The sequence below is a fragment of the Fibrobacter sp. UWB15 genome, from assembly GCF_900177705.1.
GTDB lineage: Bacteria > Fibrobacterota > Fibrobacteria > Fibrobacterales > Fibrobacteraceae > Fibrobacter.
Genome location: NZ_FXBA01000001.1, coordinates 693,489 through 708,846, shown reverse-complemented (window position 1 = coordinate 708,846; position 15,358 = coordinate 693,489). Strand labels below are relative to the sequence as shown.

The window sequence follows — 15,358 nt, the reverse complement described above, 5'->3', positions numbered from 1 at the left end:
AACAATATGCTCAACGTCTCTAATGTCAGTCTTCAATACGGTAGCCGCGTCCTCTTCAAGGAAGTGAACCTTTCCTTCAAGCGCGGCAACTGCTACGGAGTCATCGGTGCCAACGGCGCCGGAAAATCTACGTTCCTGAAAATCCTTTCGGGCGAACTTGAACCCAACACCGGTGAAGTCAGCAAGGACCCGGGCGAACGTATCGCCGTCCTTAAGCAGGACCACTTCGCCTACGAACAGAATACTGTTCTCGAAACGGTGATGATGGGCTACCCCGAACTCTATGAGCTCGGCAAGAAGCGCGACGAACTCTATGCGCTCCCCGAAATGACCGAAGAACAGGGCATGCAGGCCATGGAAATCGAAACCCGTTTCGGTGAAATCGGCGGTTACGAAGCTGACTCTAACGCAGCTGTGCTTTTGAAGGGTCTCGGCATTCCCGAAGAATTCCATTACAGCCTTATGGCTGATTTGGATGGCGGCCAGAAAATCCGCGTGCTCCTCGCCCAGGCATTGTTTGGCAACCCGGACATTCTTCTGCTTGACGAACCGACGAACCACTTGGATTTGGAAACCGTCGGCTGGCTCGAAGACTATCTCGAACGCTTCGAAAACATCGTCATCGTCGTGAGCCACGACCGTCACTTCCTCAATGCGGTCTGCACCCACACTTGCGATATCGACTACGGCAAAATCAACATTTACGGCGGTAACTACGAATTCTGGTATGCAGCTAGCCAGCTCGCCCAGAAGCAGCGCAAGGACCAGAACCGCCGCGCCGAAGAAAAGATCGAAGAATTGAAGGCGTTCATCCGCCGCTTCGCCTCTAACGCCGCCAAGGCCAAGCAGGCCACCAGCCGTAAGAAGCTCCTCGACAAGATGACCGTTGAAGAAATGCCGGCTTCCAGCCGTAAATTCCCGTGGGTCAACTTCAAGATGGACCGCGAACCGGGCAAAATCGTGCTCGAAGTCAAGAACGCCACCATCGATGGCGGCGACGGCATTATCTGCAAGAGCCTGAACTTCAGCCTCAATAGCGGCGACAAGGTCGCTCTAGTCGGTGAATACGACACACTCAAGACGGCATTCTTCCAGCTCATCGCCGAAGAAACCAAGGCCGACGAAGGCGTACTCAAGTGGGGCAACACCATTAGCTACAGCTACTTCCCGAAGAACAACGACGCCTACTTCGGCACGGACCTCTCCCTCGTGGATTGGCTGCGCCAGTACAGCAAGGAACAGGATGAGACGTTCATCCGTGGCTTCCTCGGCCGTATGCTCTTTACCGGCGAAGAAGCCCTCAAGAGCGCAAACGTGCTCTCCGGTGGTGAAAAGGTGCGTTGCATGCTCTCCAAGATGATGCTTGCAAACGCAAACTGCCTGCTCCTCGATGAACCGACCGCTCACCTCGACTTGGAAGCCATCACGGCCCTCAACAACGGCCTTACCGCATTCCAGGGCCCGATTATCTTCTGCTCTCAGGACCACGAATTCGTGCAGACGATTGCAAACCGCGTGCTCGAACTGACCCCGAACGGCGTCATCGACCGCAGCATCACCTTCGACGAATGGCTTGAAACCAAGAAGAAGAGTAAGAAGTAGACAGTAGGAAGTAGACAGTTATAGAATCTGCTATTCTACAAAATACGAAGATTTACAACTTTAAACAAGAAACCCTGCCGACGGCAGGGTTTCTTTCATTTTCATTCTGAAATTCATTATCGCGTCACAATCACGCGATTTGCAAACAGCACCTTCTTGCCGTTATCGACTCGAACAAAATAGCTGCCCTTGGCGCGCACCAGTTCCTTGAGCGGCACCGAGGCAGAGCTGCTGTAATAGCGGCTAGAAATCTTCTTGCCCTTCATGTCGAACACGCTAACTCGGGCAACGGTTGCATTCAAGTGCAGTTCCAGGTTACCGTTCGCATAGGTTACCGAGGCCGAAGCAATCGCCTTTGCAGACGGAGCAACCTTCGTTGTCCCTTCGGAACTCGAAGTTCCCATGTTCCAGTCGCTCGGCACGCGGGCAGCAATGCCGCGGCCCGCCGTACTCATGTACACCACGCCGTAGGTATTCATGTCGCCCATCACGAACTCGCCGTTGGCAAGGCCGCCGTATTCGTGACCGTCATCGTTCACGCGAGTCCAAGTTTTACCCTTGTCGTCGGAGCCGAATACGCCCGTCACTTTACCGACTGTTGCGAAAACGTAAATCGCCGGATAGCCGCCCTTTTCCTTGGGAGCGCCATAACCCACCGCTTCGCAGTAACCGACACCTTCAACCGCAGCCCAAGTGGCACCTCCATCGGTTGAATGCAACAGCTTTCCGCTTGCCGGCGTACCGTTCGACGGATCCTGAATAGCGACTGGCAACCACAAATCGCCCTCAAAGCCCGGAATGGCACGGAACTTTTTGAACGCGCTTTCACCAGGCGTACTCACAGCCTTGAAGCTTGCGCCCGCATCGGTACTCTTGTAGAACTTGCCGTCCGCCTTGGTGTAGGCATAGAATACTTCGTCGTTTTCAGGATCGCCCACCACAAAAGCAGAGTTGTCGATTCCTGAAACCTTTTCCCAAGTCGTGCCGTTGTAATTGCGATAGACATCGGTCGTTCCTTCCATCGGAACCCAGATGGTGTAAGTACCTTTTGCCGAAAGAGCTACCGTGCCCTTAGCGGCTTTTTCGTCAGGCCCTGTATAGGTCTCAACAGTCCAAGTCTTACCCGAGTCAAGGGAATACTGCACCGGGGCAATGGGAATTGCATTGTACTGGCCTTCATAGGCGCGCTTGTCAGCCACCTTGGCCAATTTGCCACTCTTGGGAGCATAAGCAAGGCCCTGCGTCGTACCCAACGATACATAATCGCCGCCAACATTCGTCTTGTGCCTGAATGCCGGATATTTTGCGATGTCATCATGACGGAATCCGTCGTAATCACCGATGATCGAAATCATGGGGCCACCCGGAATGCTCACCACTTCGAAAGGCACCGTTTCTTCGACGCCATGCGCCGAGAAATGCCACACCTGGTTCATGGTGAGCTGCGGTTCTTCCCAAGAATTCTCCGCTTCCTTATAAATGTAATCGCTCAAGTTGTCGCAGCGGAAAATACCGTTACCCGAAGTCACAAAGACGCGGTTGTTGTCGAAGGGATCCATAGCAACGCTACCGGACCAGTGGATAGAACCGTTATGCATCCAGCCAATTCCGTTGGCATCCATCTGCTGAGTAGTCGGATAGACTCCCCCTTCCATCCAGTAATACTTGAAGCTTGCAATCCAGGTTTTGCCGCCGTCAGTCGTGTGGTAAATGTTAGTACCCCACTGGTCGCTCCACTTGCCGCTGGTGTCGCTTGTAGCCGTGTACCAGAACTGCGGACCGCGGTAACCTTCAGTGGTCACCACCATTTCGTTGGCATTTTTCGGATTAATGGCAATGCCGCCATAAGGGGCAATGTAGGGGTAATATTCTTCGCAAGTCTTGCCGGTGCCGCCAGCGGCTTCGCAGTCGACCATACCTTTCACGTCCACTTTGTCGTACTTGGCATCGCCACCTTCGTCCAGGAAGTTTTCCGGAGAAACGTCGGACCAAGTCGCCGACGCCACATCAAGCTGCAGCACCGCACCGCGACCAAAGCCGTCGTAAATCATGCCCCAGCCTTCGTCCCACATCATGGAATGCGGGCCTGCGCCGTCGGCAAAGGTCACCGTCATCGTTTTACCGTCGCCCGAAACCACCGCACGCTGCGGCATCAGGCGCACAATGCTCCCGCCGGCCGTGCTGCGCAATGAATCCGGAATCGGGAGCGCCTGCCAGCTTGCACCGCCGTCGGTCGAGGTGAACACGTTTTCGAACGTGCCCTTGGCCGTCGTCCCTTCGCGCAAGAATCCGGCGTACAGCACCTTGGAGCTGCCCGGAGCGTACTGCACAAAGCTGAATCCCGAACCATTCCAGGTCGTATCGCTCCCAGCCGCCTTGGTCCAAGCATCCACATGGCTCCAGCTCGTTCCGTTATCCGTCGATTTCCAAAGACCCTTGTTCTTGGAGCCGTAGAACATAATCTTCGAATCGTTCGGGTCGACCGCCAAGGCTTCGCCATTACCGCGGCCCATGCCGTTACCATGAGCGCCAAAGCGTGCCACTTTCGCCCCCTTGGTACCGTCTTCGTCCCAAGTGTAAAGGACATCCCAAGATTCACCCTTGTCGCTACTGCGGAGGAACGCCGTACGGCCGTTGTTCCAGTAACTGGTTCCTGCCACCATGTACACAACGCCCGATTCCTGCGGATCAACGGCAATGGCTTCAATGCCCAAAAGGCCGCGCTCGGAAACATCGACCCAGTCCATCATCGATTCCCAGCGGGCAGTCGATTCGTTCCAGCGGTACGCGCCGCCCACGTCGGTACGGGCGTAGAACAACCCCTTGTCGACCGGAGACGCTATCACGGCGGAGACGAATCCGCCCCCGCCCATGCTCACGTTGCTCCAGCTGAAATCGGCCGCCTTTTCGGCAGAGTATGCGGCAGTCGCCTGCATGCCGATGATAGCGGCCAGGCTAAGTCCAAAAGCACCAAACAATCCTTTTTTCATAAATTCATCCCTAAACTACAATGGGCAACAGGCCCTTGCATCCAATTCAAAAATATATTTCAGGGGCAAAAAACGGCGAAAAAATCACTTTATGCGGCAAAAATCCGTTTTTAGCTTTTCAACACCCTTAAAATCCCCCCAAAAACGCCCCTTTACCGATTTCTCGGTATACAACGAGCGTCAGGGAATTCGAATGTATCTCTTATAATCTAACGACTTCGTCGCAAATTTCAGACATTGCCGAACGGTGCGTCACAAAAATCATGGTCTTGTCGGGGTAAGTCGCAAACAGTCTTTCGAATAATTCGCGCTCCGTCGATTCATCAAGCGAAGAACTCACCTCGTCAAACAACCATACGTTCCCGGGCCGCAAAAGCCCGCGAGCAATTCCGATTCGCTGCGCCTGGCCCTCGCTCAAGCCGCGACCGCGCTCGCCTATTTCTGTATCTAAGCCATCGGGCAAATCCAGCACAAAGTCAGCGCACGCCGCGTGCAACGCCTGCATCATTTCATGTTCGCTCGCATCGGGCTTCGCCAGCTGCAAATTCAGGCGAACGCTCCCGCTCAGCAAAGTATTGCCCTGCGGTACGTACACAAAATTCGTGCGGGTCTCTTTGCCAATCGCGCACACCTCGGAATTTGAATAAATTAGCATTCGACCGCTATCAGGCCTTACAAAGCCGAGCAGCAACCGGAACAAAGTCGTCTTTCCGGCACCAGTCTTGCCCATAATCGCCGTTTTGGAGCCAGGCTCAAAATCGTGACTGAATCCTTCCAGGACCTCGTACCTTCCCGCCGCATAGCCAAAATGCAGGTTCTCGAGTCGAACCCCGAGCGAGCCTTCAAGCGCCACAGGCGTTCCGTCCACTTCGGGTTCCTTGGATTTTTCAAGATCTTCCAAGCGGTCAATGCTCGCCGTCGTATGCACCACTTGCGGCACCATGTTCAAAATCGAAAGAATCGGGTGCTGAATCTGGCCCACCAGTTGCAAGAACGAAGTCATCATACCGAAGGTGATTGCTCCATCGCGAAGCCCGAGGCCGCCCCAAATAAAGGCGAGCAAATAACCCAGCCCAAAGGCAGACCCGAGCGCAAAACGGGAAAGCGTGGTAAACCGCGTACGGCGCAACACATCGCTTTCCAAGTGTTGTTGCATGTCGCCCAGGCGACCCGTCACCCAGTTTTCGCTTTCGAGCGAACGCATGAGCACGTTGTGTTCCACGCCTTCTTGCACCTGCATCTGGATTTTAGATTCGCGTTCACGAATCGCAAGCGTCATGTTCCTGAGCTTGCGAGACACCAGCTTACCGAGCACAATCGCCACCGGCGTAAGCAACAGCAACGCCCAAGCGAGCCGCGGATCAAACCAGCGCATCAAAAGGAACGCGCCCACCAGCTGTATCGCCGTCACAATCATTTGCGGCAAAGTTTCCATGGTTGTGGTCGACACCGACTCGATATCTTTCGAAAGCCTAGACGCCACATCACCCGAATGCAGTTCTGCCCCCGCGTAAAGCTTACGCAGGAACAAGCCTTCAAAGACCTGCAGGCGCAAGCGATTCGACTGACGAACCATTGCCACATTCGTCATATAATAAAACAGGATACGCAAAACAATCGCGCCCACGACCGTTGCCACAAGCAGTGCAATCATTTGCACGATATCGTCTTGACTACCCGTGCGAATTGTTTCATCTATAAAACGCTTGCTGAGCCATACCATTAACAGCCCAAGCGAGATTCGCCCCACGCCAAATACAATGCGGAGCGCAATATTCAGGCGGAAACCGCCGGTTTTATTCCACAGCCACGAAAGGTATCTCATTCAACAACGTTCACGTTTTTCCACTGCTCGACAATGCTCATCACATCGGTCAGCGCATCATCCGGAGCAACATCATATTCGTCGCACAGAGCTTCGGCCAAAGCCACTATCGTGAATTCGCCGAGTTCGCTTGCGCGCTTCCAAAGCCAAGACGCCGTTTCGTTGAGGCAAAGGAGCTTCCCGAAATCGAGAGCGCCAACGCCTTCGCCCATAATCACCTGTTCACCGCAAACTTCGCGCAGAACAAATCCTTTTTTGATGTGCATGGTGTACTCTCCTTCTAGAAATTCCGGATTCGAATGTAGACTCTATATAATTTAAGCAAATAACGACGCAAAGGTAAAAATTTGACCCACAATTTTTGGACAAATTGTATAAAAGGCGTGTAAAGAGATCTTTTGTAACCATTTGGATGCACAACATGCGTTACTTTGGCATAAATTTGTTTACATTCGCAAATTTCTCGCCCCTGCAAATTGCCGTCACCCATAAGCGTTGCACACCCGTCCTCTATCGAAAGGACTCTATGAACAACATAATTTCCGCCGATGACGCGGGCAAGCACAATGTCCATAGGCTTCACGTCAACGGGCTTGACCAAAAGAACACTGTCACGGCCACCTTCAATAAAGGGGCGCATGCTTCTCCCGTTCACCGGGAAAATCACCTCGACGCCCTCGCCCACTAGGCGAATGGCTTCCGAAAGAATCAACTCATCGTCTTTCTTCTGCATTTCCTTATCCGCATGTCATCCCAGACTTGATCCGGGATCGGCTTTCACTGACAGAAGCACAACACAGCTTTGCCGCCTCTTCGTCGGGCAAGCATTCCAAATACCACACAGGGACATTCATCGCAAGAGCGTTTTCGGTCTTGTGCAAGCCATCGGCAATGACAGTCTCCCAGCGTTTACCCGAAATGCAAGGGACCAAGGCCGCATAGGCGCGCACGCCTCGCAAGCGTTCAATCTTGTTGTACGGAGCCTGCGAAAGCATTACAAAACCACCCAGTGCAAATTCCTGATTCTTGTAGCAAGGCGTCTTGCCGCTCCATGGCGAGCCGTAGACAACCGCTCGTGCGCCATCAAAAATGCGAACCACCGGGTTGTCGTCATTCAAAAGTTCCGAGCCTTCGTTATACTTTAGCCAAAGCCTTGCATGCGTACTCTTGCCAGTGCCGCTCTTGCCCAGGAACATATAGCCCTTACCATCATAACTCACGACAGCAGCATGGAACAGAGCCGTATTGTAAGGGGCCGTCGCAATGGCATACAAAACCATCATGGCATTGTTCACCGCAAACCTGAGCAAAGCCAACGGTTCATTCTTCGGGACAAACAACGTGGCCATTCTGTAATCCTCGGAGCAAACCAGGACACCCGTCAACTTATGTTGCAGGCGAAAATCAAAAACGGATTTTTTACCAGCGGTAAGCCCACAAATAATCTGCTGGCCTTCTTCATCTTGGCACAATTCTTCGGTGTACTCCGGAGCTTCGCCGCATTCCACATTTACTTTAAAAAGATATTCGGAATTTTGCGCCGCAGGAACCGCAAACGGTTCGTAGTTATCCATACATTCACTGAACAATTTATCGCAAAGGTCTGCAGCTGCAGACACCTTAAAAACATGCTCCGCAACCTTGTAAGTTCCAGAAGAAATCATAGGGCAATTCTCCTGCGCTTAATACGCAAAGGAATCAGCGAAATCGTTGCACGCCAGTACTTGAGTTCCTTAAAGATGGCATTCACCGGGTCAAAGGTCAGCCAAGACAAAGCATTCATGCGATCCTTGAACCAACGCACAAAAACATTGCGGGGTTTAGGTTCCAACGCATACTGGCCAAAGTTTCCACCCTCAAGCGCCAGCTTCAATAAGCGCTTACCTCGGGCGGCATCGGGCGCACAAAGCATCAAGCCTCGTTCAAGTCCGAGAACCTCCTGCAGCACCCACATCACGGCTCCACAGGCACGCATCATGCTCAAGCGTTTCATGACAGCTAACGCGGCGCTGCGGTCGCTTTCGGTAGAATGCCTAAGCAGCATCAGGTAATCCATATACTGCCTAAGACCAAGCCCGCGACTCAAAAAATGCTGTTGCAAGTGCGCCATTTGCATCACGAGCGCAAACTTGACCGACGGTGAATAAAAGCCCTCGGGTACCTTTTCAGCCTTACGGATTTCTTCGTTCAGGAACTTTTGCAACGATCCATTGCGGAACGGGATTCCCGATGCAGGCTTGAAATGCACCTCCACCGTAACGCCATCTTTATTCTTGGGCAAATGGATATGATGTTGGGAATAGGCATGGTCATCGGTATCGGCATTTAGCAGATTCTGTTCATAAAGCAATTTAGACACGCTGTCGCGGCCACCTTCGACCCAGATGTCGATATCGCCGCACTGCCTACTCAGCGGATCCGGATAAAGCCTTGCATTGGCAGGGCCCTTGAGCACCGCATTCTTGCGGCCAGCACCGTCAAAAATCTGCGTCAGGCGAGCAGCCTCTTGGTTCAAGAGAGCATTCATGCCCGCAGTTCCCTCGGCATCGAGGGACCAACGCAAAAGCATCTTTCTTTCTGGACGAAAATTTTCAGGAAGTTTCTTTATTCCCAAAAATGCAATCGACAAAACCGACTGGCGCTTTGCCAACTTATAAACAGCCTTCCAATCTTCTTCCGAAGGCGCCTTTTCTAGCCCCTTTAACTCGCCGGTCGTATCAAGCGCAAACTGCAACAGTTTAAACAAGAGCTTGTCTGTTTTCTTCAGAATTAAACCCATGGCCCAAAGATAGAAAAAAGGGACCGAACTCGGTCCCTGATAAATTTATTTAAGCCTTGTAATCTTTTTCAAATTCGTGAAGGCTAATAGTCCCACTATACTGCATCAAAGCTTCTTGATGTTTTATTTCAACAACCTCCATTTTAGGAGATGTATAGGGCTTCAAGGTTTTTGATTGTTCCATAAAACAACCTCTTGTTTAAGGTTCGTCATCACAAACAACCATATCAGGGCCAGAGCATTTTAATAACGAATCTTGAAATTCATATTCAACCACAGTCATCTGCGGAGCAACATATTCTTTCTTTTCTTGATTTTCCATTTTACACCTCTATATTACTTGACAATCACACGCTTGCCATTATGGTAATAAGTTCCTCGAGTCGTGGGTTTTGTATTCAGCTTACGACCGTTCAAATCAAACCAACGGTCCATGCGAATTTCGCCTGTAACAGTATTAAGCCTACCAGTCTCAATCACATTGTCATTTTCATCAACAACAACAACATCAATTTCATTTGCGATTCCCCAGCTAGAGCCCAATGTTTCACCCACGGACTTCGCCAAAGCAACATCATGATGTTCTACCAAATAGGCGCGCAATGCCGAAGATTTCGCATTTCCCAACTTGACAAACTGTCCCACTTTTGCTCCGTCACGTTCTTGACCAGCAAACCCGTAAAAAACATCATTCTTATTCTTTTCAATCAATCCGCCAAATTCAGTGTAAGCATACACACCTTTAAATTCCCAAGCGCCATTGGTCAAATTTTCTGCGGGTTCTACATCCGTATTAAAGACCACATCACCTTCAAACGTGATTTTGGAAGTCGTCGGCATCACCAGATAAGGCGTAGATGCGGCAATCTGAGCCGTCTTGATTTTGCCAACATAAACTTTTCTGCTGCCTTCTTCACCTTCAACACGCTTAAATCTATAGAACGTACCACCCTTCACCTTCGAAGTATCAATGGAGAACGGCAACATAATGGTGGACATCTTACCAACTTCAAAATTCCTATTGAATACGACCTCATCCACCTTAATATCATTTTCAATCCTTACTGTATCAGGACCAGTGTATTCGCCATCAATTTTAGCAACGGTCTTGTCGGAATATTCAGTAATCGTCACTGCACCAAAATGTCTTACCACAGGATCCTTCACCCAATGCGGATACAGGTTCAAATCTGCATTATCAGCATAGGTTGCGCCAAAATCATAAGCCTTATCACCATCAGGGGTCAAAGACCAACCATCTTGAGTATAACCATCGCGAGTAAAGAAGCCTGCGCCCTTCAAGGTGACGGACTCTTTATAGGCCTTCTTGTCACTGGAGGCCGTACCATCAGAATTGTTATCTGCCACATAGGTAATGACATAGACTTCAGTTTCCCACTTGGCAAACAAAGTCTTGTTTCCGGTCGAACCTTGAGTAATCTGCGTTGCCTTTTCAGTAAAGGCTTCGTCATAGAACCAACCGATGAATTTAGCACCTTCCATTGCAGGGTCAGCAAGTACAATCGTTTCAGAAGTCACATTATAAAGTGCCGGATTAGCCTTGTTATTAGTACCACCGTTCAACTCATAAGTGATTTCATAGTCAACCGCAGCCCAATTTGCATACAGGACGTAGTTGTCATCAATTTCGGTATCAAATTTAAAGGCTTCTTTGCATGCCGGATCCTTGCACCAGCCCGTATACTTATAACCGTCATCCGGTGTCGGCGCAGGCGGTTCGGTCAACTTTTCACCCTTATTCACGTTGACAAAATCAATCTTTGTCTTGCCATGACCATTTGCATCGTAGACAACAGTATAGGTGATTGCTTTCGTCCAAGAAGCATAAAGAGTCATGTTTTCTGTTGCAGTCAAGTCATCCAAATGCAGAGTATCCTTATCCGAAATTTCATCTTCGGATCCAAACACATGAGATTCAGTAGACCAGCCTGTAAAATAGTACGTATCGCCATTTTCATCGGTAACAGGGTCAAAGGAGGTGAAACCTTCCGCAGACACCATATCTCCCTTGGCGACCTTTATAGTCATCGTCTTGGAACTATCAGCGAACGCACCCATTGCAGCATCAAAGGTGATATCAAAATACGGATACCACACCGCATAAACAATCGTCTGTCCCTTCAAAGCACCCAAATCTTCATCGGGTTTGGTAGCGTTTTTATCTAAAGACCAACCGGCAAAAGCACTGTCGGCATGAGACGGAATACTAATTTCTTCAGCGGTAATCTTTGCACCCTTGGCAAGGACTTTCTTCGTCTTCGCATTTTCACCAAACGTGCCGCTCTTGGCATTAAAGATAACCTTGTAACCATCAGAGCCGTTTAAAGAAACACCAGACACACCCACGGACCACGGAGAACTTTCACTGCATTCCCCATTAACAATTTCGCCACCATTCAAGGCGCAAATATGTTCTTCCAAATTCACATTGGAAGCGCCAACCGATTTATCGCTCACATTAGCGCTTTTTGCTGCAGCTCCAACACCGGACTTAGCAACATCGGAATCGTAAACACAATCTTCAACATTGAGTTTGGTATTACCATCCACCTGTTTGCCTACAATGGCACCAACAGCACCATTTGCCATACTTTCTAGCGTTTCACCGGCATAAACACAGGATTTGACCGTTACCGTATTGTTCTTCTTGACAAGTCCAACAATACCACCTACTTGAGCATCATTGCCAGAAACACGGATATTCACTTCACTCAAGCAATTTGAAATCGTTCCCTTATGAACGTTTCCAACAATGCCACCGACACCTTGTCCCTTTCCGCTAGTCTGAATAGAACCGGAAGCGGCACAACCATCGATTAATCCATTTTCCTGCCAACCAACGAAAGCGCCAACAGAAATCTGACTTGTCGTTCCCACAAGGCCCATATTGGAAGAACTTTGAAGATCCACATTTTCAAGGACCAAGTTCTTTATGGTACCACCACTCATCGCTCCGACAAGCCCCACATTCTGTGCATATCTAGGATTATTCATTTTTTGGGCAAGTTCGGCACCATTAATTCTCAGATTGGAAATGGTATGACCATTTCCGTCAATTGTTCCTTGAAATCTTCTTTCACCACCACCACCACAAATCGGGACGAACAATTCGCCCCCCAGGTCAAGGTCCGCATCTAGCCTTGCATTCACCTTGTACATTTGAGTTGTACCATCACCGGTCAACTTATAGTTAGTTGTATCAGAGAACCAAGCTAGTTCTTCTGCGCTCGTAATGATAAACACACCGTTTTTGTCTTGCTGTGGACGGGACATAGACTTTCCGTCCCAGGCGTCAGCGAAAACCTGTGCTACAAACAACATAATGGTGCATACAAGTACACCACAAAATCTATTCGTGAGAATATTTTTTTCCATCAAACCAACCTCGTTTTTTAGAAGTCGGGCTTAATATAGACTTATTCCCCACCGGTTTAAAGGGTTTTTGAACAACGTTTTGTTGTATAAAATTCATCAAGTGCCGTTTTTAGCTTAAAATAAGCAATTATAAGATTATTTTAAGTATTCTGCAACAAATAAACTACTTTGAAAATGCCGTTTTTAGCGAAATTTCGGGGGTCAAAAGTGACAAAAATCACGTTTGGAGCAGCTATTCGACCGGCAAAATCTTGGTATGGCGCATAAACGCAAGCGTTTCTTTTTCGCCCTTTTCGGCAAGCATCTTTAACAGGTAAAGCAACTTCTTGTAAGTCGTCTCCGTCATTTTTTCGTGGGCGGTACTTTTGGTGAGGTACAGCAGCGGAGATTCTTGCGTGTAATTTAATTTGTTGTAAGTCTTGGACGCAGCTACGCGATCACAGAACATTTCCTTAATGTAGCGATCCGGCATATCCATCGGCACCAGCTTTTTAGTCGCCATTTCGTAATCGTACCAGAATTCAAAATGGTGTTTGTTACGCCCCTTGTGGTGCATCCATGCAAGGCTGTAGCCCTTGGCATTGCGTTCACCATTGTTGGGCGACTGGTCACCCATATAGTACTTTGCCCCGGGAATAAACTCCGTCGGACTATACTTGGAAAGATCGTGGAACAAGCCCTGAAAACCAATTCCCGCCTTGAAACACAAGCGAACGACCTCGTTACGGTGCTTGGTAATCGTTATAAAATGTTTAATAGGATGAAAACTCACAAGCCCAATTATAGTTTTTTCTACATTTCCATTCGAAATTTGGCGTTAAAACGCCACCGAATTTTTAAAAGACACAAAAAGAGGATTATTATGCCGAAACTTCGTTCGCTCAAGACTATGGAAGGCCGCGAAATGGCCGGTGCACGCGCCCTGTGGCACGCAACTGGAACCAAGGTGGAAGACTTTGGTAAGCCCGTGATTTGCGTGGTGAACAGCTACACCCAGTTTGTTCCGGGACACGTTCACCTGAAAGACTTGGGCCAGGTAGTCGCCCGCGCGATCGAAGCAGCCGGTGGTGTCGCTAAGGAAATGAACACCATCGCCGTCGATGACGGTATCGCCATGGGCCACGACGGCATGCTCTACAGCTTGCCCTCTCGCGACCTCATCGCAGACTCTACCGAATACATGGCAAACGCCCATCGCGCCGACGCCCTCGTTTGCATTTCTAACTGCGACAAGGTGACTCCGGGTATGCTCATGGCAGCCATGCGCCTCAACATTCCGGCAATCTTCGTTTCTGGCGGCCCGATGGAAGCAGGCCATGTCACCACGAAGGACGGCAAGGACCGCGCCCTCGACTTGATCGACGCCATGATCGATTCCGCAGACAACACCATCAGCGACGAAGAAGTGGCCGCCATCGAAGCTAACGCTTGCCCGACTTGCGGTTCCTGCTCCGGCATGTTCACCGCAAACTCCATGAACTCCCTTACCGAAGCGCTCGGCCTCAGCCTCCCGGGCAACGGCACCATCGTTGCAACGCACGCCGAACGTAAGAAGCTCTTCGAAGCCGCCGGTAAGCGCATCGTGGAACTCTGCCACCAGTATTACGACTTGAACGACGAAAGCATCCTCCCGCGCAGCATCGCCACGAAGGAAGCCTTCGAAAACGCCATGCGCCTCGACATCGCCATGGGCGGTTCCTCCAACACCGTGCTCCACTTGCTCGCCGTCGCACAGGAAGCTGGCGTTGACTTCACCATGAAGGACATCGACCGCCTTTCCCGCAACACGCCGTGCATCTGCAAGGTCGCCCCGACCGTTCACAACATACACGTGGAAAACGTGAACCGCGCCGGTGGCATCATGGGTATCCTCGGTGAACTCGACCGCATGGGCCTCATCCACAAGAATGCAAAGACCGTTCACGCCGCCACCATGGGCGAAGCTCTCGAAGTGAACGACCTCAAGCGTAACCCGAGCGCAGAAGCCAAGCAGCGCTACCTTGCTGGCCCGGGCCGCAAGTACAATATCGAAGCATTCTCGCAGAACTTCATGTACCCCGACCACGACCTCGACCGTGCCAACGGCGCTATCCGCGATGGCGAACACGCCTACACCAAGGACGGCGGCCTCGCCGTTCTGTATGGTAACCTCGCAATCGACGGCTGCATCGTGAAGACCGCCGGCGTCGACGAATCCATCTTCAAGTTCACCGGCCCCGCCGTGGTGTTCGAAAGCCAGGAAGATGCCGTGAAGGGCATTCTCGACCCGAACGTGGTGAAGGCGGGCGACGTGGTCGTTATCCGCTACGAAGGCCCGAAGGGTGGCCCCGGCATGCAGGAAATGCTCTACCCGACCAGCTACCTCAAGAGCCGTCACCTGGGCAAGTCCTGCGCCCTCCTTACCGACGGTCGTTTCTCTGGCGGTACGAGCGGCCTCTCCATCGGTCACGCTTCTCCGGAAGCCGCCAACAAGGGTAACATCGGCCTCGTGCACACGGGCGACGTCATCGAAATCGACATCCCGAACCGCAGCATCAACGTGCAGCTCACCGACGACGAGCTGGCCGCACGCCGCAAGGAAATGGAAGCCCGCGGCGCCAAGGCATGGCAGCCGGAACACCGCGACCGCGTTGTCAGCAAGGCCTTGCAGGCATACGCCGCCATGGCATCGTCTGCTGACAAGGGTGCTGTGCGCGACCTGTCTCTGATTGGAGTTAAGTAAGTAAAAAAAGATCCCCGCCTTCGCGGGGATGACAAAACCGGGGA

At 50.9% G+C, this 15,358-nt stretch carries 12 protein-coding genes; 2 read left to right on the top strand and 10 right to left on the bottom strand.

All coding sequences use genetic code 11. The annotated features are described in order from the left end of the window. Positions 1-6 precede the first annotated feature (6 nt). Positions 7-1,602: an ABC-F family ATP-binding cassette domain-containing protein gene (locus tag B9Y58_RS02920; protein WP_073054057.1), complete on the top strand. Its 1,596-nt coding sequence runs from the start codon at positions 7-9 to the stop codon at positions 1,600-1,602. Positions 1,603-1,718: 116 nt separating this feature from the next. On the opposite strand, the gene B9Y58_RS02915 is transcribed toward B9Y58_RS02920, so the two are convergent. From B9Y58_RS02915 to B9Y58_RS02880, 10 genes are all read right to left on the bottom strand, one after another. Next, the gene (locus tag B9Y58_RS02915) at positions 1,719-4,592 is read right to left on the bottom strand and encodes a T9SS type A sorting domain-containing protein (protein WP_073054056.1); all 2,874 of its coding nucleotides are present in this window, start codon (positions 4,590-4,592) and stop codon (positions 1,719-1,721) included. A 202-nt stretch (positions 4,593-4,794) separates the two neighbouring features. Then, on the bottom strand, positions 4,795-6,417 hold the full coding sequence (locus B9Y58_RS02910) for an ABC transporter ATP-binding protein (RefSeq protein ID WP_073054055.1): 1,623 nt from the start codon (positions 6,415-6,417) through the stop codon (positions 4,795-4,797). After that, positions 6,414-6,683: a PqqD family protein gene (locus tag B9Y58_RS02905; RefSeq protein ID WP_072797470.1), complete on the bottom strand. Its 270-nt coding sequence runs from the start codon at positions 6,681-6,683 to the stop codon at positions 6,414-6,416. The genes B9Y58_RS02910 and B9Y58_RS02905 overlap by 4 nt, the downstream gene beginning before the upstream one ends. Before the next feature lie 14 nt (positions 6,684-6,697). Further along, positions 6,698-7,150 (bottom strand): S24/S26 family peptidase, encoded by a 453-nt coding sequence (locus B9Y58_RS02900; RefSeq protein WP_072797469.1) that lies wholly within the window; start codon positions 7,148-7,150, stop codon positions 6,698-6,700. Positions 7,151-7,154: 4 nt separating this feature from the next. After that, positions 7,155-8,081 carry a hypothetical protein gene (locus B9Y58_RS02895; protein ID WP_073054054.1) on the bottom strand — a complete coding sequence of 309 codons (927 nt, stop codon included), beginning with the start codon at positions 8,079-8,081 and terminating at the stop codon, positions 7,155-7,157. Continuing rightward, positions 8,078-9,196 carry a nucleotidyltransferase domain-containing protein gene (locus B9Y58_RS02890; RefSeq protein ID WP_073054053.1) on the bottom strand — a complete coding sequence of 373 codons (1,119 nt, stop codon included), beginning with the start codon at positions 9,194-9,196 and terminating at the stop codon, positions 8,078-8,080. Before B9Y58_RS02890 ends, B9Y58_RS02895 begins: the two co-directional genes overlap by 4 nt. Before the next feature lie 49 nt (positions 9,197-9,245). Beyond that, on the bottom strand, positions 9,246-9,380 hold the full coding sequence (locus tag B9Y58_RS15015; protein WP_255370603.1) for a hypothetical protein: 135 nt from the start codon (positions 9,378-9,380) through the stop codon (positions 9,246-9,248). Positions 9,381-9,395: 15 nt separating this feature from the next. Next, positions 9,396-9,518 (bottom strand): hypothetical protein, encoded by a 123-nt coding sequence (locus B9Y58_RS15010; RefSeq protein WP_255370602.1) that lies wholly within the window; start codon positions 9,516-9,518, stop codon positions 9,396-9,398. A gap of 14 nt (positions 9,519-9,532) precedes the next feature. Further along, positions 9,533-12,490 carry an InlB B-repeat-containing protein gene (locus tag B9Y58_RS02885; protein WP_158278306.1) on the bottom strand — a complete coding sequence of 986 codons (2,958 nt, stop codon included), beginning with the start codon at positions 12,488-12,490 and terminating at the stop codon, positions 9,533-9,535. A gap of 334 nt (positions 12,491-12,824) precedes the next feature. After that, positions 12,825-13,364: a DUF5662 family protein gene (locus B9Y58_RS02880; protein WP_072801467.1), complete on the bottom strand. Its 540-nt coding sequence runs from the start codon at positions 13,362-13,364 to the stop codon at positions 12,825-12,827. Between the two features lie 90 nt (positions 13,365-13,454). Between B9Y58_RS02880 and ilvD the strand changes: the two genes are divergently transcribed. Beyond that, positions 13,455-15,314 carry a dihydroxy-acid dehydratase gene (gene ilvD / locus B9Y58_RS02875; protein ID WP_073054051.1) on the top strand — a complete coding sequence of 620 codons (1,860 nt, stop codon included), beginning with the start codon at positions 13,455-13,457 and terminating at the stop codon, positions 15,312-15,314. The last annotated feature ends 44 nt before the right edge of the window (positions 15,315-15,358 follow it).